Annotated in this window: 19 protein-coding genes; 6 read left to right on the plus strand and 13 right to left on the minus strand. The window is 58.5% G+C overall.

Features of this window, described 5'->3' with window-relative positions:
- Positions 1-111: 111 nt before the first annotated feature.
- The 8 genes from cysA to ACOTXI_RS14945 all read right to left on the minus strand — a co-directional run bounded on the left by cysA (position 112) and on the right by ACOTXI_RS14945 (position 6,585).
- Positions 112-1,206, minus strand: a complete 1,095-nt coding sequence (cysA, locus tag ACOTXI_RS14910; RefSeq protein ID WP_008501607.1) for a sulfate/thiosulfate ABC transporter ATP-binding protein CysA — start codon at positions 1,204-1,206, stop codon at positions 112-114.
- Positions 1,196-2,071 (minus strand): sulfate/thiosulfate ABC transporter permease CysW, encoded by an 876-nt coding sequence (cysW, locus tag ACOTXI_RS14915; protein WP_008501608.1) that lies wholly within the window; start codon positions 2,069-2,071, stop codon positions 1,196-1,198. Before cysW ends, cysA begins: the two co-directional genes overlap by 11 nt.
- Positions 2,071-2,904: a sulfate/thiosulfate ABC transporter permease CysT gene (gene cysT, locus ACOTXI_RS14920; protein WP_008501609.1), complete on the minus strand. Its 834-nt coding sequence runs from the start codon at positions 2,902-2,904 to the stop codon at positions 2,071-2,073. Before cysT ends, cysW begins: the two co-directional genes overlap by 1 nt.
- A complete protein-coding gene (locus tag ACOTXI_RS14925; RefSeq protein ID WP_023344640.1) occupies positions 2,904-3,917 on the minus strand; it encodes a sulfate ABC transporter substrate-binding protein in 1,014 nt (337 codons plus the stop codon). Before ACOTXI_RS14925 ends, cysT begins: the two co-directional genes overlap by 1 nt.
- 175 nt (positions 3,918-4,092) lie before the next feature.
- Positions 4,093-4,992 (minus strand): Dyp-type peroxidase, encoded by a 900-nt coding sequence (locus tag ACOTXI_RS14930; protein ID WP_058653495.1) that lies wholly within the window; start codon positions 4,990-4,992, stop codon positions 4,093-4,095.
- Positions 4,993-5,084: 92 nt separating this feature from the next.
- Complete coding sequence (locus ACOTXI_RS14935; RefSeq protein ID WP_045335290.1) at positions 5,085-5,660, minus strand: RpoE-regulated lipoprotein; 576 nt, start codon at positions 5,658-5,660, stop codon at positions 5,085-5,087.
- Between the two features lie 63 nt (positions 5,661-5,723).
- On the minus strand, positions 5,724-6,173 hold the full coding sequence (locus tag ACOTXI_RS14940) for a DUF2919 domain-containing protein (RefSeq protein ID WP_058653493.1): 450 nt from the start codon (positions 6,171-6,173) through the stop codon (positions 5,724-5,726).
- Positions 6,160-6,585, minus strand: a complete 426-nt coding sequence (locus tag ACOTXI_RS14945; protein WP_008501614.1) for a GNAT family acetyltransferase — start codon at positions 6,583-6,585, stop codon at positions 6,160-6,162. Before ACOTXI_RS14945 ends, ACOTXI_RS14940 begins: the two co-directional genes overlap by 14 nt.
- A gap of 212 nt (positions 6,586-6,797) precedes the next feature.
- On the opposite strand from ACOTXI_RS14945, the gene amiA reads away from it, so the two are divergent.
- Together amiA and hemF are read left to right on the plus strand one after the other, a co-directional pair.
- The gene (amiA, locus tag ACOTXI_RS14950) at positions 6,798-7,673 is read left to right on the plus strand and encodes an N-acetylmuramoyl-L-alanine amidase AmiA (protein ID WP_008501615.1); all 876 of its coding nucleotides are present in this window, start codon (positions 6,798-6,800) and stop codon (positions 7,671-7,673) included.
- Positions 7,673-8,572, plus strand: a complete 900-nt coding sequence (hemF, locus tag ACOTXI_RS14955) for an oxygen-dependent coproporphyrinogen oxidase (protein WP_058653491.1) — start codon at positions 7,673-7,675, stop codon at positions 8,570-8,572. Before amiA ends, hemF begins: the two co-directional genes overlap by 1 nt.
- 79 nt (positions 8,573-8,651) lie before the next feature.
- On the opposite strand, the gene maeB is transcribed toward hemF, so the two are convergent.
- Positions 8,652-10,931: an NADP-dependent oxaloacetate-decarboxylating malate dehydrogenase gene (maeB, locus tag ACOTXI_RS14960; protein ID WP_008501617.1), complete on the minus strand. Its 2,280-nt coding sequence runs from the start codon at positions 10,929-10,931 to the stop codon at positions 8,652-8,654.
- Positions 10,932-11,220: 289 nt separating this feature from the next.
- On the opposite strand from maeB, the gene tal reads away from it, so the two are divergent.
- Together tal and tkt are read left to right on the plus strand one after the other, a co-directional pair.
- Positions 11,221-12,171 (plus strand): transaldolase, encoded by a 951-nt coding sequence (gene tal, locus ACOTXI_RS14965; protein WP_008501618.1) that lies wholly within the window; start codon positions 11,221-11,223, stop codon positions 12,169-12,171.
- A 19-nt stretch (positions 12,172-12,190) separates the two neighbouring features.
- Positions 12,191-14,179, plus strand: coding sequence for a transketolase (gene tkt / locus ACOTXI_RS14970; RefSeq protein WP_008501619.1), 1,989 nt, complete (start codon positions 12,191-12,193; stop codon positions 14,177-14,179).
- A 96-nt stretch (positions 14,180-14,275) separates the two neighbouring features.
- Here the strand turns inward: tkt and ACOTXI_RS14975 are convergent, their stop codons facing one another.
- From ACOTXI_RS14975 to aegA, 3 genes are all read right to left on the minus strand, one after another.
- Entirely contained in the window at positions 14,276-15,319 is a 1,044-nt protein-coding gene (locus ACOTXI_RS14975) for a DUF1176 domain-containing protein (protein WP_058653511.1), read from the minus strand.
- 101 nt (positions 15,320-15,420) lie between these two features.
- Positions 15,421-16,014, minus strand: a complete 594-nt coding sequence (gene nudK, locus ACOTXI_RS14980; protein ID WP_025912781.1) for a GDP-mannose pyrophosphatase NudK — start codon at positions 16,012-16,014, stop codon at positions 15,421-15,423.
- Between the two features lie 66 nt (positions 16,015-16,080).
- Entirely contained in the window at positions 16,081-18,060 is a 1,980-nt protein-coding gene (gene aegA / locus ACOTXI_RS14985; RefSeq protein WP_058653490.1) for a formate-dependent uric acid utilization protein AegA, read from the minus strand.
- A 152-nt stretch (positions 18,061-18,212) separates the two neighbouring features.
- On the opposite strand from aegA, the gene narQ reads away from it, so the two are divergent.
- Complete coding sequence (narQ, locus tag ACOTXI_RS14990; RefSeq protein ID WP_058653509.1) at positions 18,213-19,907, plus strand: nitrate/nitrite two-component system sensor histidine kinase NarQ; 1,695 nt, start codon at positions 18,213-18,215, stop codon at positions 19,905-19,907.
- Between the two features lie 142 nt (positions 19,908-20,049).
- Positions 20,050-23,163 carry a multidrug efflux RND transporter permease AcrD gene (acrD, locus tag ACOTXI_RS14995; RefSeq protein WP_058653488.1) on the plus strand — a complete coding sequence of 1,038 codons (3,114 nt, stop codon included), beginning with the start codon at positions 20,050-20,052 and terminating at the stop codon, positions 23,161-23,163.
- Between the two features lie 109 nt (positions 23,164-23,272).
- Here the strand turns inward: acrD and ypfM are convergent, their stop codons facing one another.
- Positions 23,273-23,332, minus strand: coding sequence for a protein YpfM (ypfM, locus tag ACOTXI_RS15000; protein WP_015572204.1), 60 nt, complete (start codon positions 23,330-23,332; stop codon positions 23,273-23,275).
- Positions 23,333-23,631 lie beyond the last annotated feature (299 nt).

Below are 23,631 nucleotides of genomic sequence, written 5' to 3' on the forward strand. Positions count from 1 at the left end.
ACTCAATAAAAAAGCCGGGTTGCGCGCAGCGATCCCGGCCTACAAGACGCAGTTTTAGCTGTAGGCCCGGTCAGCGCAGCGCCACCGGGCGATAAACATCCTAATAACCTATCAGGCTGACTCCGCCAGAGCAATATCCTCGCGCGTCTCGATGCGTTCCTTGCCGTGATAAATACGGGCATGCTGAAGACCGACAAACAGGCGCTCTCCCCGATGCGGCGGGACGTCGTCGCGCATGACCACGGTCAGCGGCTCGGTGTACCAGCCCAGCGGCTGAACCACCAGTTGGGTGTAGTGCCCTTTAGGGCTCGCTTCCAGCACCTGTACCGGCAGCGGTGAGTCCAGGCTGGTTCGACGGCTCACGTCCACTTCCCACGGACGCAGGAACAGATCGACCGGGCCCTGATGCGCGGAGGTATAGCCCAGCGGCCAGCGGTGCGCGCCGACGTGGAACTGACCACCGCGAATGGTGCCCTGCAGGCGGTTCACCTCGCCCATAAACTCCAGCACGAAGCGGGTCGCCGGTTCACGCCAGAGCTGCTCCGGCTCGTCAACCTGCTCAATGTTGCCCTGACTCATGACCACCACGCGATCCGCGACTTCCATCGCCTCTTCCTGGTCGTGGGTCACGAAGACGCTGGTGAATTTCAGCTCTTCATGCAGCTGACGCAGCCAGCGGCGCAGCTCTTTACGCACCTGCGCATCCAGCGCGCCGAAGGGTTCATCCAGCAGCAGAATTTGCGGCTCAACGGCCAGCGCGCGCGCCAGCGCCACGCGCTGTTTCTGCCCGCCGGACAGCTGGGCCGGAAAACGGTCCGCCAGATGCGCCAGCTGCACCATCTCCAGCAGTTTGGTCACTTTCGCCTTAATGGTTGCCGCATCCGGGCGCTCACGACGCGGCAGCACGGTCAGGCCAAACGCAATGTTGTCGAACACGGTCATGTGGCGGAACAGCGCGTAATGCTGAAACACAAAGCCCACCTTACGATCGCGGGCGTGCAGGCGGCTCACGTCAGTGCCGTGGAAGCGGATGTGCCCGCTGGTCTGGTGCTCAAGCCCGGCGATAATGCGCAGCAGCGTGGTTTTGCCCGAGCCAGACGGCCCCAGCAGCGCCACCATTTGTCCGGAAGGGATATCCAGCGAGATATCATTCAGCACCTGGGTGCGACCAAAAGACTTCTTAATATTGGCAATCTCAATGCTCATGATTTCCCTCCTGATGCTGACGTTTTTCCTGATTTTCTAAACGCCACTGCACCACACTCTTCAAAAACAGGGTCAAAATCGCCATCAGCGTCAGCAACGCTGCGGCAGTAAAGGCGCCGATGGTGTTGTAGTCCTGCTGCAGGAGTTCAATCTGCAGCGGCAGCGACAGGGTTTCACCCCGAATGGAGCCAGAGACGACGGAAACGGCACCGAATTCACCAATCGCGCGGGCATTGGTCAGCACCACGCCATAAAGCAGCGCCCAGCGGATGTTCGGCAGGGTCACGCGGCGGAACATCTGCCAGCCCGACGCACCCAGCAGCACCGCCGCTTCGTCTTCGTTGCTCCCCTGGCTTAACATCACCGGCACCAGCTCGCGCACCACAAACGGACAGGTCACGAAGATGGTGACCAGCACCATACCCGGCCAGGCGAACATGATCTGCAGGTTATGTGCATCCAGCCAGCCGCCCAGCGGGCCGTTGGAGCCGTAAAAGAGCAGATACACCAGACCCGCCACCACCGGCGATACGGCGAAGGGAATATCCAGCAGGGTCAGCAGCAGCTGACGTCCCGGGAAATTAAAGCGCGTCACCAGCCACGCCAGCAGGGTACCGAACACCAGGTTCACCGGAACGGTGATCAGGGCAATCAGCACGGTCAGCCAGATGGCGTGCAGCATGTCCGGGTTCGCCAGGTTTTCCAGCGCGGGCATCAGGCCCTTGCTGAACGCCTGAACGAAGATATAAATCGTCGGCACGACGAGAATGAGGGCGGAAACCAGCACGCCCGCCCCAATCAGAAACCATTTACCCCAGTTGATGCGGGGCGCATCGTATCGCTTCAATTGCGTAACTTCCGCCATCAGTGACCTACCACACGTCGACCAAAGCGACTTTGCAGAGTGTTAATCGAGTACAGCAGCAGCAGCGATGCCGCGAGGATCACCGAAGCGATCGCGCTCGCCGCCGGATAATCAAACTCCTGCAGGCGAATGAAAATCATCAGCGAGGTCACTTCCGTTTTCCAGGCGATGTTCCCGGCGATAAAAATCACCGCACCGAACTCGCCGAGGCTGCGGGTAAACGACAGCGCGACGCCCGCCATCAGCGCCGGAGACAGCTCCGGCAGCACCACTTTGCGGAAGCTCTGCCAGCGCGTGGCGCCCAGCGTTTCCGCCGCTTCTTCGTATTCCGGACCTAACTCTTCCAGCACCGGCTGCACGGTACGCACCACAAACGGGATGCTGGTAAAGGCCATCGCCACCGCGATACCGAGCCAGGTGTAAGTCACCTTGATGTCAAATTTCGCCAGCCACTCGCCGTACAGCCCGTTCACGGAGAAGAGCGACGCGAGGGTTAAGCCCGCGACCGCCGTCGGCAGCGCAAACGGCAGATCCATCAGGGCGTCAAGCAGCGTGCGGCCCGGGAAGCGATAGCGGGTCAGGATCCACGCCATCAGCAGGCCGAACACGCCGTTAAAAATGGAGGCGACAAACGCCGACAGCAGCGTCACCTTATAGGCCGCCACCACCTGCGGGTTGGTGATCACGTCCCAGTACTGCGCCCAGCTCATCTGCGCAAGCTGCATCACCAGCGCGCTGAGCGGCAACAGCAGAATCAGGCAGACGAACAGCAGGCTGGTTCCGAGGCTTAATGTAAAGCCCGGCAGCACGCGTTTGGTCGAGACTGCAAACATTACTTATGCCCCGCCGCCAGCAGTTTGTCTAACTCACCGCCGCTGGCAAAATGCGTTTTCATCACGTCTGGCCAGGAGCCAAAATGGTCTTCCACGCGGAACAGCGCGGTCTGCGGGAATTTATCTTTCAGCTTGTTCATCACGTCCGGGTTGTTCACGCGGTAGTAGTAATCGGTAATGATGGTCTGCGCCTGAGGGCTGTACAGGTAATTGAGATAGGCTTTTGCCGCTTTCTCGGTACCGTTCGCCTGCACGTTTTTATCCACCCATGCGACCGGGAACTCGGCCAGAATGTTGGTTTTCGGGATAACCACCTCAAAGCCCTGCGCTTCATACTGCTTGCGGATGTTGTTCACTTCCGACTCAAAGCTGATCAGCACATCGCCCAGGCCGCGCTCTGCGAAGGTCGTGGTCGCCCCGCGGCCGCCGGTATCGAACACTTCGACGTTTTTCAGGAACTGGGTCATGAACTGCTCGGTTTTGGCTTTATCGTTGCCGTCAGCCTTGTCCGCCGCGCCCCACGCCGCTAAATAGGTGTAACGCGCGTTACCGGAGGTTTTTGGGTTCGGGAAGATCAGCTTCACGTCGGAACGCACCAGGTCGCTCCAGTCGTGGATATTCTTCGGATTGCCCTTGCGCACCAGGAAGCCCATGGTGGAGTAGAACGGCGAGCTATTGTTCGGCAGACGGCTCTGCCAGTCCGCCGGGATGAGCTTGCCTTTGTCGTGCAGGATCTGCACGTCAGTCACCTGGTTGTAGGTCACGACGTCCGCTTTCAGTCCCTGAAGAATGGCCAGCGCCTGCTTGGACGACCCGGCGTGGGACTGCTTGATGGTCAGCTTATCGCCGTTATTGTCTTTCGCCCACTGCTGTTCGAACGGGGGATTAAGGGCGGCAAACAGCTCGCGGGAGACGTCATACGAACTGTTCAACAGTTCAGTCGCCTGCGCCTGTGCCACCAGCAATAAACCTGCCAGCGCCAGAGTTCCTTTTTTCAGTACAGTAACGGCCATTGCGCACCCTTATAAATGTGATGACTATCTTATAGTCATAATATTTATAACGGGGATGAAAGGAGTAACGGTTTTATATACCGTTTGGTGATTTAGAAGCAGAAAAGGGAATAAGGAGCGGGGAAAATTGCCGGGTGGCGCTAACGCTTACCCGGCCTACGTATGGAAAGCGGTTTTATAGCGCCAGCAGACGCTCGACGGACGGCGCGAAGTAGTAGCCGCCGGTCACCGGTTTGGTGAAGCGCAGCATGGCGTCGCGCTTGCCGTCGGTATCGCCGAACATGCTCAGCAGCTGCTGTTCAATGTTATGCAGGCGCGCGCAGTAGGCGCAGAAGTAGAGGCCGTGCGTACCGCTTGCGGTACCGTACGGCAGACTCTGGCGGACAATCTTCAGCCCTTTGCCGTCTTCTTTGAGGTCAACGCGGCTCAGGTGCGAGGTGACCGGACGGTCATCGCCGTCGATCTCTTCGTTAGCTTCTTTGGTGCGGCCAATCATCATCTCCTGGTCATGCACGCTCATGCGGTTAAGCTGCTTGAGGTTATGCTCCCAGCGCTGCACGAACACGTAGCTGCCGCCCGCGTCCACGCCGTCTTTGATTACCGCGACTTCACGACGCGTCTCTTCACCCGCCGGGTTTTCGGTTCCGTCGACAAAGCCGCTCAGATCGCGCTCTTCTACCCAGCGGAAACCGTGAACTTCTTCCTGCACCTCGATGCTGTCGCCGAAGGCCGCCACCGCCGCCTGCGCAACCGAGAAGTTCACGTCGTGACGCAGAGAAAGGATGTGGATCAGCACGTCGTACTGGGTCGCCGGAGCCAAGCCTTTGCCGTAAGGAATGAAGTCCTTCAGCTCTTCTGCCCCTTCACCGCCGCTCAGCTGACGCCAGACGTTATTGCCAAACGCAACAACGGCGCCGAGGTGGGCTTCCGGGAATTTGGCCTGGAAGGTCGCCAGTTTATCAATAAACGCTTTGCTGGCCACACGCAGGGCATTCACGTCCCCTTTGACATTGGCTTCAATCCAAATCGCCGCGCGGCAATGTTCTGGCAAAATGCCACTCTGAACCTGAGACATCGCTCCTCCTGAAATAAAGATGCCACGTCAGCGTGGCATTGATGGCGGCTATTATACCCGGATTTCAGCGAGGCGGTTTGTTCATACGCAAATTACTGCTTCCAGAGTATTTTGCTCACCTTCCAGCTCTTCAGGGTGTCGTCAGACGGCATCAACCCTTCCGGGCCGCTCCAGGTGCCGGTAAAAACATAGCTGATGTGCTGGCTGCCTTCCGCCTTACACTCCACCGCCACTTCATCGTCGGATGGCACGCTGGTGCAGTTGCCAAAGGCCTGCTTATAAAGATCGCTAAACGGCGTCCCGACCTTCACGCCGCTGGCGGTCGGAATATCTTCATCCATCACCGCGATCCGGTTTACCGTGCCTTTGTCACCGTTGATCACCAGCGCCAGCTTGTCGCCCTTCAGCGCCTCGTAATAGCGCACTATATTGCCATTCTCTGTTTTCATGCCGCTGCGCAGGCGGTAGTCACTGCTGAGCGCATCCTGAATAGCATTCTGATCCAGCGCCGTCGCGGCGGTAATTTTCCCCACGCCCTGCTCGGTCACTTCCGTTGATGAGCCAAACCAGTTCCACGGATACGCAGCGGACCAGTTAATGGAGGAGAGCGTCGAACAGCCGGTCAATGCCAGCGGAAGAGCGCATAAAACTAAACGCAGCGATTTCATTGAAACGTCCTTACGTGTTAAATCAACGCTTGTTGGAGTGCGACATCGGCAAAAAGTGCCGGATTAATCATCCAGAGGCACAAAACAGGCGCGAAGACGTGGGTTGGTCAGCAGCCACAGCAGCGCCACGATATCGGCAACCACCAGCGCAACGCCGATGCCCGTCAGCGGTTCACCGTACCACCAGAGTACCGGCTGCCAGAAGAGCAGCGCAATTTGGGCAAGGATCAGCAGCCCGCGAAGCGCGCGCCACAAGCGCGGGATTACGTGCCGCCGACCACTGCACAAGAAAGCCACCACCGCCGTTACGCCCGGCAGCAAGCCGAGCCAGAAGGCATCGTGATCGGGATAAAAGAGATTTAGCAGCGTGTCGCCCTGCCCGCGCGACGCGGCGGCCATCACAAACAGCACCCAGGTGCGGGCCTGAAGCAGCAGAACGCACCAGAATAAAAAGGGCAGCCTGACGCGACCCTGCGCGTCATAATCTGCCGGATGGATCTCAGTACTCTTCATCTTCGATGAGACGCTTTCCTAAATTCAGCACGTCAGCGTGTACGTAGCCCAGGCGTTCATACATGCCCAGCACCACGTCGTTATCTTCCCGCACCATGATCTGGATTTTCGGACAGCCGCGGGCGATCAGCTTCTTCTCGAGCCGGTTGAGCAGCGCATTGGCAATACCGCGACCACGGTATTCCGGATGAACGCCCAGATAATAGGCCGAGCCGCGATGGCCGTCATAACCGCCCATCACCGTCCCCACAACCTCGCCATTGACTTCCGCAACCAGAAACAGACTGACGTCGTGATTCACCTTACGTTCGATATCCATTTCCGGATCGTTCCACGGACGCAGCAGATCGCAGCGCTCCCAAAGGGTGATCACCTCTTCGAAATCTTCCTGGCGAAAAACGCGTATCTCCATGGTATTAACCGCCTTTTCGGGTTTAAAAACAGTGATTATGGCGCGAACCACGCCTTTAGCCAATAACCGGGGAAAATCTCGCCAAAATTTGGCATAATGTCACTTTGTCACGTATTGAAATGAAAAGTAAAACAATTCTCAATAAGGACTGTCGTAACGCTAAACGCGATACGATATAACACCAGGACCCCTTTTTTTAGTATTCAGGCCGCATGAGCACATTCAAACCATTAAAAGCACTCACATCGCGTCGTCAGGTTCTCAAAGCGGGGCTGGCGGCCTTAACGTTAACGGGCATCGCAAAGCAGGCTCAGGCAAAAGACGAGAGCACGCTTAAAACCAGTAACGGACACAGCAAACCGAAAACCAAAAAGCCGGGCGCAAAGCGCCTGGTGATGCTCGACCCGGGCCACGGCGGTATTGATACCGGCGCCATCGGCAAAAACGGGTCGAAAGAAAAACACGTCGTGCTGGCGATTGCAAAAAATGTGCGGGCGATTTTACGCAGCAACGGCATTGACGCGCGTCTGACGCGCTCTGGCGACACCTTTATTCCGCTGTACGATCGCGTAGAGATCGCCCACCAGCACGGGGCGGATCTGTTTATGTCGATTCACGCGGACGGCTTTACCAACCCGTCTGCCGCCGGTGCCTCGGTGTTTGCGCTGTCCAACCGCGGCGCCAGTAGCGCCATGGCAAAATACCTCTCCGACCGCGAAAACCGGGCGGATGAAGTCGCCGGGAAAAAAGCCACCGACAAAGACCACCTGCTACAGCAGGTACTGTTCGACCTCGTGCAGACGGATACGATCAAAAACAGCCTGACGCTCGGCTCGCACATCCTGAAGAAGATTAAGCCAGTGCATCGCCTGCACAGCAGGAGCACCGAACAGGCGGCGTTTGTGGTGTTGAAATCACCGTCTATCCCGTCCGTGCTGGTGGAAACCTCGTTCATTACCAACCCGGAAGAGGAGCGACTCCTCGGCACCACGGCGTTTCGTCAGAAGATCGCCAACGCCATCGCCTCCGGCATTATCAGTTACTTCAACTGGTTTGATAACCAAAAAGCGCACTCCAGGAAACGCTGATGAAACCCAATGCTCAACTGGTCAAAACCTTCCTGCTGCAGTTACAGGATGAGATTTGCCAGAAACTGGCCGCCGCTGACGGCGGAGAATTTCAGGAAGACAACTGGCAGCGCGAAGCCGGCGGCGGCGGGCGTAGCCGCGTGCTGCGTAACGGCGGCATCTTCGAACAGGCGGGCGTGAATTTTTCCCACGTTCATGGCGACGCGATGCCCGCGTCTGCGACGGCACACCGTCCTGAACTTGCGGGCCGCAGCTTCGAAGCGATGGGCGTTTCGCTGGTGGTGCATCCGCACAATCCGTTTGTGCCAACCAGCCACGCCAACGTGCGCTTTTTCATTGCGGAAAAAGCGGGGGCCGATCCGGTCTGGTGGTTTGGCGGCGGTTTCGACATGACGCCCTACTACGGCTTCGAAGAGGATGCCATGCACTGGCACACCACCGCGCGGGATCTTTGCCTGCCGTTTGGCGAAGACATTTACCCGAAATTTAAAAAGTGGTGCGATGACTACTTTTACCTGAAGCACCGCGACGAGCAGCGCGGCATCGGCGGGCTGTTCTTTGACGATCTCAACACGCCTGATTTTGATACCGCATTCAGCTTTATGCGCGCGGTGGGCGAAGGCTATACCGACGCGTACCTGCCCATCGTCGAACGCCGTAAAGACACCAGCTATGGCGTGCGCGAGCGCGAGTTCCAGCTCTACCGTCGCGGGCGCTACGTGGAGTTCAACCTGGTATGGGATCGCGGGACGCTGTTTGGCCTGCAGACCGGCGGGCGCACGGAGTCGATTCTGATGTCGATGCCGCCGCTGGTGCGCTGGGAGTACTGCTACGAGCCAAAAGAAGGCAGCCCGGAGGCTGCCTTGAGTGAGTTCCTTAAAGTACGCGACTGGGTTTAACTGCCGGATGGCGCTGCGCTTATCCGGCCTGCTCAACCTGTAGGTCGGGTAAGCGAACGCGCCACCCGACTCACAATGCTTACAGCGGCTGCGTCTGCGCCTCAACCACCGCCAGCGCCACCATATTCACGATACGGCGCACGGAGGCAATCGGCGTTAACACATGCACCGGTTTCGCCACGCCCATCAGCACCGGTCCTACGGTCACCCCTTCAGAGCTGGAGACGCGCAGCAGGTTATAGCTGATACGCGCCGCTTCCACATTCGGCATAATCAGGATGTTTGCCGATCCCTTCAGCGGGCTGTCCGGCATACGTTCGTTACGGATGCTCTCCACCAGCGCGGCATCACCGTGCATTTCCCCGTCAATCATCAGCTCCGGCGCGCGCTCGCGCACCAGCGCCAGCGTCTCACGCATTTTGCAGGCCGCCGCTGATTTGGACGAACCGAAGTTAGAGTGCGACAGCAGCGCCACCTTCGGCTCGATACCGAAGCGGCGCACGGTCTCGGCGGCCATCACGGTGATCTCCGCCAGCTCGTCCGGGCTCGGATCGTCGTTAACATAGGTGTCAGCGATAAAGGTGTTCCCGCTCGGCAGCAGCAGGGCATTCATCGCCCCGGCGGTATGGACGCCGTCGCGATAGCCGAAGATCTCCTGCACCACGCTAAAGTGCTCGTGGTAGTCGCCGATGGTGCCGCAGATCAGCGCATCCGCCTCGCCGCGATGGACCATGATCGCGCCGATCACCGTCGTGTTGCTGATGACGGCTTTCTGCGCCTGTTCCTGAGTGATCCCCCGGCGCTTCATGATCGCGTAGTATTCGCTCCAGTACTCTTTAAAGCGCGGATCGGATTCGTTGTTGACGATCTCGAAGTCGACGCCCGGCTTAATCTGCAGGCCCAGCTTCTGGATACGCATTTCAATCACGCTCGGACGACCAATCAGGATCGGTTTCGCCAGGCCTAAGGTGATCAGCTCCTGGGTGGCGTGCAGCACGCGCGCCTCTTCCCCTTCCGCCAGCACCACGCGCTTCGCGTCGGCGCGCGCCTGAGAGAAGATCGGCTTCATGAACAGGTTGGTTTTATAGACAAACTCGGTGAGCTTATCGACGTAAGCGTCGAAGTCTTCAATCGGACGCGTCGCCACGCCGGAATCCATCGCCGCTTTTGCCACCGCAGGGGCAATTTTGACAATCAGACGCGGGTCGAACGGTTTTGGAATGATGTAGTCCGGGCCAAAGCTCAGATCCTGATCGCCATAGGCTGAGGCAACCACTTCACTCTGCTCGGCGTGGGCCAGCTCCGCAATGGCGTGCACCGCGGCCAGCTTCATCTCTTCGTTGATCGCCGTCGCGCCGACGTCCAGCGCGCCGCGGAAGATGAACGGGAAGCAGAGCACGTTGTTCACCTGGTTCGGGTAGTCGGAACGCCCGGTGCAGATAATGGCGTCTTCACGCACCGCTTTCGCCAGCGGCGGCAGAATTTCCGGCTCAGGGTTCGCCAGGGCCAGGATCATTGGCGCGCGCGCCATCTTCTTCACCATCTCCTGGGTCAGCACTTTCGGACCCGAGCAGCCGAGGAAGATATCCGCGCCGTCAATCACGTCCTCAAGCGTGCGCTTGCCGTCGTCTTCTACCGCATACGCCGCTTTGGTTTCCGCCATGTTCGGCTCGCGATCTTTGTAAATCACGCCCTTGGAGTCGCAGACCACAATGTTGTGTTTCTGCATACCCAGCGCCACCAGCAGGTTCATACAGGCGATGGCCGCGGCGCCAGCGCCGGAGACCACCATGCGCACGTCGGAGAGATTTTTCTCTACCACGCGCAGGCCGTTGAGAATGGCGGCGGTGCTGATAATGGCCGTTCCGTGCTGGTCGTCATGGAACACGGGAATGTTCATACGCTCGCGCAGCTTCTGCTCGATATAGAAACATTCCGGCGCTTTGATGTCTTCCAGGTTGATCCCGCCGAAGGTCGGCTCCAGCGCGGCCACCACGTTGATGAATTTGTCAGGATCGAGCTCGTCCACCTCGATATCAAACACGTCGATACCGGCGAATTTCTTGAACAGCACCCCCTTGCCTTCCATCACCGGCTTACCGGCCAGCGCGCCGATGTTACCGAGCCCCAGTACCGCCGTGCCGTTAGAGATCACGGCAACAAGGTTGCCGCGCGCGGTGTATTTATAGGCCGCTAGCGGATCTTTTTCGATCTCCAGACACGGGGCCGCCACGCCCGGCGAGTAGGCCAGCGCCAGATCGCGCTGTGTCGCCAGCGGCTTGGTTGGGGAGACCTGAATTTTGCCCGGGACAGGGAACTCGTGAAAATCGAGGGCACTCTGTTTCAACTGCTCATCCATCTTATTTTTCCTTTCACGTATCGGTCAAAAGGGTGACGAAAACGATCCGGTTGCACACCCTGGTGTGCCGCCTAGTATCGCCTCAGGCCGCCTCCTAAACTTTGAAGGCTGCCAAACTCTCACCATCACACATTAAAAATTGTTATCAATTTATAACAGCCATGTTACCCGTCTCAAAAGCAATGCCTCCCCCGTCTGCTATGCTTTTTTGTTAAGTCCATCATGATTTTCTCAGAAGTGTGAACTAACGCACTCAGCTAACGCTTTTATTTCCAAGGAGTAATCATTTATGAACCAGCTAGACGGCATCAAACAATTCACCACGGTGGTGGCAGACAGCGGCGATATCGAGTCGATTCGCCACTATCAGCCGGAGGATGCGACCACCAATCCTTCGCTACTGCTCAAGGCAGCCGGGCTTACCCATTTTAGTCATCTGATTGATGACGCCATTGCCTACGGAAAACAGCGCGGGAAAACGCAGGAGCAGCAGGTCGCCGAAGCCAGCGACAAGCTGGCAGTTAATTTTGGTGCGGAAATTCTTAAAAGCATTCCGGGGCGCGTCTCGACCGAAGTTGACGCCCGCCTTTCGTTCGATAAAGAAAAGAGCATCAACAAGGCTCGCCGCCTGGTGGAACTCTACCAGGAGCAAGGGATCGATAAATCACGCATTCTGATCAAGCTGGCGTCAACGTGGGAAGGCATCCGCGCGGCAGAGGTGCTGGAAAAAGAGGGAATTCACTGCAACCTGACGCTGCTGTTCTCCTTTGCCCAGGCGCGCGCCTGTGCCGAAGCGGGCGTGTTCCTGGTGTCACCGTTTGTTGGCCGCATCTACGACTGGTACCAGGCGAAACAGCCGATGGATCCGTACGTGGTGGATGAGGACCCGGGCGTGAAATCGGTGCGCAATATCTACGACTACTACAAACAGCATCGCTACGAAACCATCGTGATGGGGGCCAGCTTCCGCCGTACCGAGCAGATCCTCGCCCTGGCGGGCTGCGACCGCCTGACCATCTCCCCTAACCTGCTCCAGGAGCTACAGGACAAAGAAGAGACGGTCATCCGCAAGCTGATCCCCACCTCTACCGTTCTGCCAAAACCGAAAGCCATGACCGAAGCCGAATTCCGCTGGGAGCACAATCAGGACGCCATGGCCGTGGAAAAACTGGCGGAAGGTATCCGCCTGTTCGCCGTCGACCAGCGCAAACTTGAAGATCTTCTCGCTGCCAAACTTTAACCTTGCCACGGAGTGAACTATGTCCCGTAAAGAGCTCGCCAATGCCATCCGCGCCCTCAGCATGGATGCCGTGCAGAAAGCCAATTCTGGCCATCCCGGCGCACCGATGGGCATGGCCGATATTGCCGAAGTGCTGTGGAACGACTTCCTGAAGCACAACCCTAACGATCCCACCTGGTACGATCGTGACCGCTTTATTCTCTCCAACGGCCACGCCTCGATGCTGCTTTACAGCCTGCTGCACCTGTCCGGTTACGATCTGCCGCTTGAGGAGCTGAAAAACTTCCGCCAGCTGCACTCCAAAACCCCGGGGCACCCGGAGATTGGCTATACGCCGGGCGTGGAAACCACCACCGGGCCGCTCGGTCAGGGGCTGGCAAATGCGGTCGGGCTGGCGATTGCCGAGCGTACGCTGGCGGCACAGTTCAACCAGCCGGACCACGAGATTGTCGATCACTACACCTACGTTTTTATGGGTGACGGCTGCCTGATGGAGGGGATTTCCCATGAGGTCTGCTCCCTGGCGGGCACCCTGGGGCTCGGCAAGCTGATTGGCTTCTACGATCACAACGGCATCTCCATCGACGGGGAAACCGAGGGCTGGTTCACCGACGACACGGCAAAACGCTTCGAGGCCTATCACTGGCACGTGGTGCACGAGATCGACGGCCACGATCCTGAGGCGGTGAAAAAAGCGATTCAGGAAGCGCAGAGCGTGAAGGACAAACCGTCCCTGATTATCTGCCGCACGGTTATCGGCTTCGGCTCGCCGAACAAGGCGGGCAAAGAAGAGGCGCACGGCGCGGCGCTGGGTGACGAAGAAGTGGCGCTGACCCGGCAGAAGCTGGGCTGGAAATACCCGCCGTTTGAAATCCCGAAAGAGATCTACCGGGCGTGGGATGCCCGTGAAGACGGTGAGAAAGCCCAGCAGGCCTGGAACGAGAAATTTGCCGCCTACAAAAAAGCGTACCCGGAACTGGCCGCCGAGTTTTCCCGGCGCATGAGCGGCGGTCTGCCGGAGGACTGGGACGATAAAACCCAGGCGCTGATTGAAAACCTGCAGTCCAACCCGGCAAAAATCGCCACCCGTAAGGCGTCGCAAAACACCCTGAATGCGATTGGCCCTCTCCTTCCTGAGCTGCTGGGCGGCTCGGCGGACCTGGCACCGAGTAACCTGACCATCTGGTCGGGCTCGAAATCGCTGAAAGAGGATATTGCCGGGAACTATATCCACTACGGCGTGCGCGAGTTCGGGATGACCGCGATCGCCAACGGCATCGCCCACCACGGCGGCTTCGTGCCCTACACCGCCACCTTCCTGATGTTCGTCGAGTACGCCCGTAACGCGGCGCGCATGGCAGCGCTGATGAAGGCGCGGCAGATTATGGTCTATACCCACGACTCCATCGGTCTGGGAGAAGACGGCCCCACCCACCAGGCGGTTGAACAGCTGGCGAGCCTGCGTTTAACGCCCAACTTCAGCACCTGGCGCCCCTGCGATCAGGTCGAAGCGGCAGTGGGCTGGAAGCTGGCGGTAGAACGCCATAACGGCCCGACGGCGCTGATCCTGTCACGCCAGAACCTGACGCAGATTGAGCGCACGCCGGAGCAGGTGAAAAACATTGCCCGCGGCGGCTACATCCTGAAAGACAGCGGCGGCAAGCCGGACGTGATCCTGATTGCGACCGGTTCCGAGGTGGAAATCACGGTGAAAGCGGCGGAAAAACTGACCGCCGAAGGGCACGCGGTGCGCGTGGTGTCCCTGCCCTCAACGGATATCTTTGACGCCCAGGACGAGGCGTACCGGGAATCGGTGCTGCCCTCTAACGTCGCGGCGCGCGTGGCGGTGGAGGCCGGTATTGCCGACTACTGGTACAAGTATGTTGGGCTCAAAGGGGCGATTGTTGGGATGCGGGGCTACGGCGAGTCCGCCCCTGCCGACAAGCTGTTCCCGTACTTCGGCTTTACCGTTGAGAACGTGGTAGAGAAGGCGCTGAGCGTGATTTAGTGCGGTCTGCGTTGCCGGGTGGCGGCTACGCCTTACCCGGCCTACAAAACCACCAAACCGTAGGCCGGGTAAGCGACAGCGCCACCCGGCAAAAAGCTACCGCGTGATCCACAGCGTGGGCCAGGCGTCAGGCCCGTTCCAGTTATCGCAGCTCGGCTCTTCGGCATAGCGCACCAGGCGGAAACGCTGGCCGTCAAACCGCCAGCGCGTCTGGATCCCACAATCCCCCATACCGCGCCACAGCGAGAGCGTGGTCAGCTCGCGCGTCTTTTCATCAAAGCTGGCGTTCATCAACTCGATTTCGCTGCTGTCGCTTGACGGCGTAAACGGCAGACGCAGCCTCACGCTGCGGGCAGAGAACGGTTTTTTACGTGACACCAGCCACGCCAGATCGACCGTGTTATAGGCCCCCGCCTCGCAGCTGACGATCAGCAGCGCTTTGTCATCGGTTAACGCGGTGACGCGCACTTCGCGACGGTTAGGATCCAGCGAGCACTGGCTGCTGTTCATCCTGCCGGTACCATAATCCAGCAGATCGTTCAGTTCGGCATGGGAAAGCGGTGTTGGGGTAGGATTAACGATCGCCACCTTTTTCAGGGCAGGTGCGGGCGGCACGCTTAACGGCGGATCGTCACCTTTCTTGATCCACGCGGTTTCGCTGCCAACGCGCTTTTGCTGGGCATCAATGAACAGCAGCGCGGCTTTCAGACCGGCCAGTGAAATCACCTGCTTACCGCCTCGCAGAGTCAGGGCTTTTCCTTCCTGGATGTTTTTCAGAAAGGCGGTGATGGTGGCCGCATCGTCCGTTTTCAGATGCCAGGGGGTGAGCTGCCAGCGCTGTTTGTCGAGCTTCAGGGGAACATTATCCAGCAGCAGCCGCGGGGCAATATCCGGCTCTTTCACGGAAGGCGTATCAAGACCGCCGAGATCGATACGCAGCGTGGCATCCGTTTTTGCCCCGGCGCTCCGGGTGAGCGTCATGACCAGACCGCGGTGTTCGCCCGTGTTGCGGGCAAGGCAAAAGTTCTGGTTATTGCAGGTCACCTGCCAGTCAGAGAAGGCTTGCTGCGCGGGTGCAGCCCGCACCTGCGGCGCGAGGAGCACACAAAACAGGGAAAATAAAAAGACGCTGTGGCGCATGAATGACACAATCCCGGAACGAAAACGCATAACAGGGCAGTATCTTCGTGTTCCCGCCGGGGTTGCTCAATCGGATTTATCAGATATACCTGAAAAACAGGCTATATCCGTTCGAAAGGGGTGTTCATCAGCCCGGTTGTCTGTAAATACTGCAGCAATATCACCGCTTTACCATCCCTGATTTCGCCTGAACGCACCATCTCCAGCGCTCGGGCAAAAGGAAGCTCCAGCACGTCGATATCTTCATCCTCTACGCCACCGCCCCGGTGCGTGCGCTGTGCGTCGCTGTATTCAGCAATGAAGAAATGGACAATTTCCGTCACGCCGCCCGGGGACATGTACAGCTCGAAGACCTTTTTGACCTCGCCCACTTCAAAGCCGGTCTCTTCGACGGCCTCTTTGCGGATGCAGACTTCCGGCTCATCGTCATCGAGCAGGCCCGCGCAGGTTTCAATCAGACGTCCGTCAGGATTGCCATTGACCCATGTTGCCACCCTGAACTGACGGATCAGCACCACGCTCTGCTTTTCACGGTTATAGAGCAGGATGGTTGCTCCGTTACCACGGTCATAGACCTCGCGCTTGTGGCGGATCACTTCACCGTTGTTACGTGTAAGATCATAGGTAATGTTACGCAGGACAAAGTAGTTTTCAGAGAGAATTTTGTCTTTGATAACGTCAATTTTCAGGGTCATACGGGCTCCACGGCACAATGAGTCGTCCTATACTACGCCGTGAATCCCGCTTTGTCGTCCGCCGGATTAATGATGTTGTGGTACATCAACTCCCAGCCAGTCGAGTATCCCCTGCGCGGCATGACGCCCTTCCGCCATCGCGGTGACGACCAGATCCGCGCCGCGTACCGCATCGCCCCCGGCGAAGATCTGCGGGTTGGTCGTCTGGTAACGATAGCGGCTCTCGACCGAGGCCACGATCCGCCCCCAGTCATCCGTTTCGACACCCTGCGCCTGCAGCCACGGCATCGCGTGCGGATTAAAGCCAAACGCCATGATGACTGCATCCGCGGCCATCACAAACTCGCTGCCCGCCACCGGAACGGGCCGACGACGCCCCTGCGCATCCGGCTCACCGAGCGCGGTACGCAGCATCCGGATACCGTTGACCTTACCGTTCGGATCCAGCGTCAGCTCAACCGGCTGGACGTTAAACTCAAATGACGCCCCCTCTTCTCTGGCGTTCTGCACCTCTTTCTTCGAGCCCGGCATGTTGGCCTCATCCCGACGATAGGCGCAGGTGACCGTCGCCGCGCCGTGACGTAACGCCGTGCGAACGCAGTCCATCGCGGTATCGCCTCCACCCAGCACCACCACGTTCAGGCCACGGGTGTCGATGAACGGCTCGCTGGCCGTCGCCTCCAGCCCCATAACATGCCGCGTGTTGCCCACCAGGAAAGGCAGCGCGTCGTAGACCCCTGGCGCATCCTCGTTCGGAATACCCGCCTTCATCGAACGATAGGTACCCACGCCAATAAACAGGGCGTCGTAATCGCTCTTGAGCTGCGACATCGACACGTCCTGGCCCACCTCGCAGTTCAGCTCGAAGCGGATCCCCATCGCGGTAAAGATCTCTCTGCGCCGCGCGAGCAGCGATTTATCGAGCTTAAATGCCGGGATGCCAAAGGTCAGCAAACCGCCGATCTCCGGATGCCGGTCATAGACCGTCACGCTCACGCCGCGGCGCGCCAGCACGTCGGCGCACGCCAGCCCGGCGGGCCCCGCGCCGACAATCGCGACACGTTTACCTGACGGCGTGACGGCGGACATATCCGGCCGCCAGCCCATCGCCAGCGCCCGATCGGAGATGTAGCGCTCGATGTTGCCGATCGTCACGGCCCCCGCCGCGTCACGAAGCGTGCAGGCTCCCTCGCATAACCGGTCCTGCGGGCAGACGCGACCGGTAATTTCAGGTAAACAGTTGGTCTGATGAGAAAGCTCGGCCGCGCCGGTGATATCCCCCGCGTTGAGGCGCTCAATCCACTGCGGGATGTGGTTGTGCAGCGGGCAGGTCCATTCGCAAATGCTGTGCTCTCCGCACTTCAGGCAGCGCGACACCTCGCGGGCGGCCTGTTCGGCCCGGAACGGCAGGTAAATTTCGTTAAAATGGCCCACGCGCTCTGCGCCAGCCAGCTTGTCGGGCTCGCCGCGGGGCGGGGTCGTTTGCATCTGCTGCAGTTTGGTACGCGGCGCGTCCACGCTGACGGCCTCGGCACCATGCCAGGGCTGCGCCTCCAGGCAGGCCGTGCGCTGTCGGCGCGATTTCGCCAGGTTTTCCAGCGCGGCGGGCGTCGCCAGGGAGAGGACATCCGCCGGGCAATTTTCGATACAGGCCGGGCCGTGTGGACGCGTCAGACAGAGATCGCATTTATTCGCCGAGGCCTTCACGCTGCCATTGTTGAGCGGAGTGACAATAATCTCCATCGTGCCAAACGGGCAGGCCACCGCGCAGGCCTTACAGCCGATGCATTTTTGTTGATTCACCTGTACGCTGTCATCGCATTTGCTGATGGCGCCGTTCGGGCAGCTTTGCGCGCAGGGTGCATTTTCGCAATGATGACAGGTCACGGGGTGGCTCTTCTCGCCGGATCTCAGGACCGTGATACGGGGATGAAAATGGCGCTCGCTCAGGGCATGCTGCTCACCGTTGTGCGCCATCACGCAGGCGACTTCGCAGGCGCGACACCCAATGCACTGCTGGCTGTTAGCCATAATAAAACGATTCATAACCACACCTGTTTTTGGTTCAATAACCTTTCTCTTTATAAGAGTATGGTATTTACGCATCACGGTGCGTTCGGGCAATGTTCAAATGCCTGAAGCGCCCAATTATTTCCAGTGAACCTGTGGCAGATCAATTTTATTCAGAGAGCCGTTCTGTGACCGTTAAACGACCCGTTTCCGGAAGCCTTGCCTGGGCTTTCTTTTCGATCATTGCCCTATCCGTACTCAGCAGCACCGTCGCGCTGCTGACGCTGGCCAGCAGCCAGCGCGATGCCGAAGCCATCAACATCGCTGGCTCACTGCGCATGCAGAGCTATCGTCTGGGCTACGAGATGCAGCGAAACAGCCCGTCCCTTGCGGCACATCGCGAGAGCTGGCAACAGACGCTCGGCGCGCCTGCCCTGCAGAAGCTGGATCGCTGGTACGTCCCGGACAATGTGAAAGCACGCTATCAGCAGCTGCATGTGGCTTGGCAGGAGATGGATGCGCATATCGCCCGCGGCGACAGCGCGTGGTACCAACGCAATATTGAGGATTTTGTGGGCCGCATTGATGCCTTTGTGCTCGCCCTCCAGCACTACACCGAACATAAAATTCAAACGGTCACCCTGCTCTCGCTGGCTGGCGCACTCGGGATCCTGCTGCTGACGCTGTTTACCCTGCGACGCATCCGTCGTCAGGTGGTGCTTCCGCTGAATAACCTGGTGGCGGCCAGCGAACGCGTTGAGCGCGGCGAGTTTGCCACCCCTGCGCCGGATAGCGCCCTGCCGAACGAGCTGGGCCAGCTTTCGCGCGCCTTTAACCACATGTCAGCCGAGCTTGATACGCTCTACCGTTCGCTCGAAGCCTCGGTTGCGGAAAAGACGCGGCACCTGCACGAAGCCCACCAGCAGCTCGACATGCTGTTTAAGTGCTCGCAGGCGCTCAATACCGGCCAGATAGACAGCCACTGTTTCCGGCATATCCTGCAGATTGTCCATGACTATACGCAGATGAATTATCTGGAACTGCGCACCAGCGACGACTGGCGGCTGTGCGAAGGGACGGAGGCTGAGGGTATCCCTCTGCAAAACCTGCCGGTACTGATGCAGGACACGCTCTACGGCGAGCTGCGCTGGCAAAGCGAGGCGGACAGCGTCCCCCTTCCGCTGATGAGAAGCGTGGCGACCATGCTCGGGCGCGGGCTGTACTTTAACCAGGCGCAAAAGCATTACCAGCAGCTGCTGCTGATGGAAGAGCGCGCCACCATTGCCCGCGAGCTGCACGATTCGCTGGCGCAGGTGCTGTCGTATCTGCGCATTCAGCTTGCACTGCTCAAACGCGCCGTGCCGGAAGAAAATACCCAAGCGCAGGCCATTATCACCGACTTCTCCCGCGAGCTGAACAACGCCTGGCAGCAGCTGCGCGAGCTGCTGACCACCTTCCGCCTGACGTTGAACCACGCGAATTTACCCGCGGCGCTGCAGGAGTCACTCGATGCCCTGCAGAGCCAGACGCAGGCGAAACTGCATCTCGACTGCCGCCTCTCCTCGCTGGCGCTCGACGCGCAAAAGCAGGTGCATTTGCTGCAGATCGTGCGTGAGGCGGTGTTGAATGCCATTAAGCACGCGCAGGCCAGCGAGATCACCGTGAGCTGCGTGACCGCAGCGGACGGTACGCACAGCGTCAGCATTCGCGACAACGGCATCGGGATTGGCGAGGCCAGCGAGCCGCCGGGACATTACGGTCTGAACATTATGCGCGAACGCGCGCAGCGGCTTGGAGGAGTGCTGCACTTCTCGCAGCCGCAAAACGGCGGCACGCTGGTCAGCGTGACGTTTCCGGCGCCTTTGCCGTTAACGGGTAAATAACGGTAAAGAGGGAAGCGCAGGGAAAAGCGCATGATAATTTACACTATCTCCTTTATTTCTCCACGTTTGAGCTGGGCCTTACCGCTAAAGTTATGCGGGCAATAAACAATAATGACGTGCAGCAAAACGAGGTCACACTTTCATGGCGAATTTTTTCATCGATCGCCCCATTTTTGCCTGGGTGCTTGCCATCCTGTTGTGTCTGACAGGTGTCCTGGCGATTACGTCACTTCCCGTTGAGCAATACCCCGACCTGGCACCGCCGAACGTGCGCGTCACCGCAAACTACCCCGGCGCGTCCGCTCAGACGCTGGAAAATACCGTGACGCAGGTTATTGAGCAGAACATGACGGGTCTGGATAACCTGATGTACATGTCCTCGCAAAGCAGCGCCACGGGACAGGCGACGGTGACCCTGAGCTTTAAGGCGGGCACCGACCCGGACGAAGCGGTGCAGCAGGTCCAAAACCAGCTGCAGTCGGCGATGCGCAAGCTGCCCCAGGCGGTGCAAAACCAGGGCGTGACCGTGCGTAAAACCGGCGATACCAACATATTGACCATCGCCTTTGTCTCGACAGATGGCTCGATGGATAAACAGGACATCGCGGACTACGTCGCCAGTAATATTCAGGATCCCATCAGCCGTATCAACGGCGTCGGGGATATCGACGCCTACGGCTCACAGTACTCCATGCGTATCTGGCTCGATCCCAACAAGCTGAACAGCTACCAGATGACGGCAACCGACGTGACGGATGCTATCAAAGCCCAGAACGCCCAGATTGCCGTAGGGCAACTGGGGGGAACGCCTTCCGTTGATAAGCAAGCCCTGAACGCCACCATTAATTCGCAATCCCTGCTGCAGACGCCGGACCAGTTCCGCAATATCACCCTGCGCGTGAATCAGGACGGGTCGGAAGTGCGTCTGGGCGATGTCGCCACGGTGGAAATGGGGGCGGAGAAATACGACTACCTGAGCCGCTTTAACGGCAATCAGGCCTCCGGTCTGGGGATTAAGCTGGCCTCCGGCGCGAACGAAATGGCGACGGCAAAACTGGTGTTAGACCGTCTGGACGAGCTGTCGCAGTATTTCCCGCACGGGCTGGAGTACAAAGTCGCCTATGAAACCACCTCCTTCGTTAAAGCCTCCATTGAGGACGTGGTGAAGACTCTACTCGAAGCCATCGCGCTGGTGTTCCTGGTCATGTACCTGTTCCTGCAAAACTTCCGCGCGACGCTGATCCCCACCATTGCCGTCCCCGTGGTGCTGCTGGGGACCTTTGCGGTGCTCTACGCCTTCGGGTACAGCATTAATACCCTGACGATGTTTGCGATGGTGCTGGCGATCGGCCTTCTGGTGGATGATGCCATCGTGGTGGTTGAAAACGTCGAGCGCATCATGAGCGAAGAAGGGCTCTCTCCGCGCCAGGCGACGCGCAAGTCCATGGGGCAAATTCAGGGGGCGCTGGTCGGGATTGCGATGGTGCTGTCGGCCGTCTTTATCCCAATGGCCTTCTTTGGCGGCACCACCGGGGCGATTTATCGCCAGTTCTCGATCACCATCGTCTCGGCGATGGTGCTCTCCGTGCTGGTCGCGCTGATCCTCACCCCCGCGCTGTGCGCCACCATTCTGAAACCGCTACACAAAGGGGAGCATCACGGGCAGAAAGGGTTCTTCGGCTGGTTTAACCGCATGTTCAACCGCAACGCCGCGCGCTATGAATCTGCCGTTGGTCGCGTACTGCACCGCAGCCTGCGCTGGATGATGATTTACGTTGTGCTGCTGGGCGGGATGGTGTGGCTGTTCCTGCACCTGCCCACCTCGTTCCTGCCGATCGAAGACCGGGGGATGTTCACCACCTCGGTGCAGCTTCCGAGCGGCGCAACGCAGCAGCAGACGCTGAAAGTGGTGCAGAAAGTGGAACAGTATTTCTTCACCAAAGAGAAAGATAACGTTGTCTCGGTCTTCTCCACCGTCGGTTCCGGCCCGGGCGGAAACGGGCAGAACGTTGCCCGCATGTTTGTCCGCCTGAAGGACTGGGACGAACGCGATACCCGGACGGGCACCTCGTTTGCCATCATTGAACGTGCGACAAAAGCCTTTGCGCACATCAAAGAAGCGCGCGTCTTTGCCAGCAGCCCACCGGCGATAAGCGGCCTGGGCAGTTCCGCCGGGTTTGATATGGAGCTGCAGGATCACGCCGGGGCGGGCCACACGGCGCTGATGGCCGCACGCGATAAGCTGTTAGCGCTGGCAGGCAACGATCCCGGCCTGACCCGCGTTCGCCATAACGGCCTCGACGACAGCCCGCAGCTTCAGGTGGATATCGATCAGCGTAAGGCGCAGGCGCTGGGTGTGTCGATCAACGATATCAACGACACCCTGCAAACGGCGTGGGGGTCGAGCTATGTGAATGACTTTATGGATCGCGGCCGCGTGAAAAAAGTGTATGTCCAGTCCGCCGCGCCGTTCCGCATGCTGCCGGATGATATTAACCGCTGGTTTGTCAGAAATAATGCTGGCGGCATGGTGCCGTTCTCTGCCTTTGCGACTTCGCACTGGGAGAGCGGATCGCCACGCCTGGAACGCTATAACGGCTACTCTGCGGTTGAAATCGTCGGGGAAGCCGCGCCGGGCGTCAGCACCGGTACCGCCATGGACACCATGGAAAAACTGGTGCAACAGCTGCCCGCCGGTTTTGGTCTCGAGTGGACGGCCATGTCTTACCAGGAGCGCCTCTCCGGGGCGCAGGCCCCCGCCCTTTACGCGCTCTCTCTGCTGGTGGTCTTCCTCTGCCTTGCCGCCCTGTATGAGAGCTGGTCGGTCCCGTTCTCGGTCATGCTGGTCGTGCCCCTTGGGGTTATCGGTGCGCTGCTCGCAACGTGGATGCGCGGCCTGGAGAACGATGTCTACTTCCAGGTGGGCCTGCTCACCGTCATTGGGCTGTCGGCGAAAAACGCCATTCTGATCGTTGAGTTTGCTAACGAGATGAATGCCAAAGGCCACGAGCTGATGGCCGCCACGCTGCACGCCTGCCGTCAGCGCCTGCGTCCGATCCTGATGACCTCGCTGGCGTTTATTTTTGGTGTACTGCCGATGGCAACCAGCACCGGTGCAGGCTCCAGCAGCCAGCATGCCGTCGGCACGGGGGTGATGGGCGGCATGATTTCGGCCACCATCCTGGCTATTTACTTCGTTCCGCTGTTCTTTGTGCTGGTGCGTCGCCGCTTCCCGCTAAAGGAACGTCCTGAGTAAGTGGTTGAAATAAAAAAAGGCGGCTTTATCGGCCGCCTTTTTACTGTGTGATTAATTCACACTATGGTTATTTTACTTATTTTAGTGCTCTTGCAATTCTTACTGAATGTCATTTACGAAGCATGCCTTCGATAAAATCTTTCCAGTTCCCCAGTTCACGTTCAATCATAACAACCTCTCTTATTATTATGCGCATTCTACAAAAACGTACCATCATTGTGAAGACTATTTAACCAATTGCTGTGATTGTACCCTACGTCCTGCGGGGATTTATGATAAATATGAACGGAGAGCCCTCAATTTTTTGTGACGGCCAGCAATATTTTGAAATAACCCTACGAACGGGTGAGTTTTATTTTATTTGCTGAGTTTGTTGGATTTTTAAAGTTAATGGACATCTATGCTTAAATGATGAAAGAATATTCAGCGTACAATTGTGAGTCGAATTAAAAAGACGTATTAATCCAG

The organism is Enterobacter cloacae complex sp. BZL2005 (genome assembly GCF_049238885.1).
GTDB classification, from domain to species: Bacteria; Pseudomonadota; Gammaproteobacteria; order Enterobacterales; family Enterobacteriaceae; genus Enterobacter; species Enterobacter roggenkampii.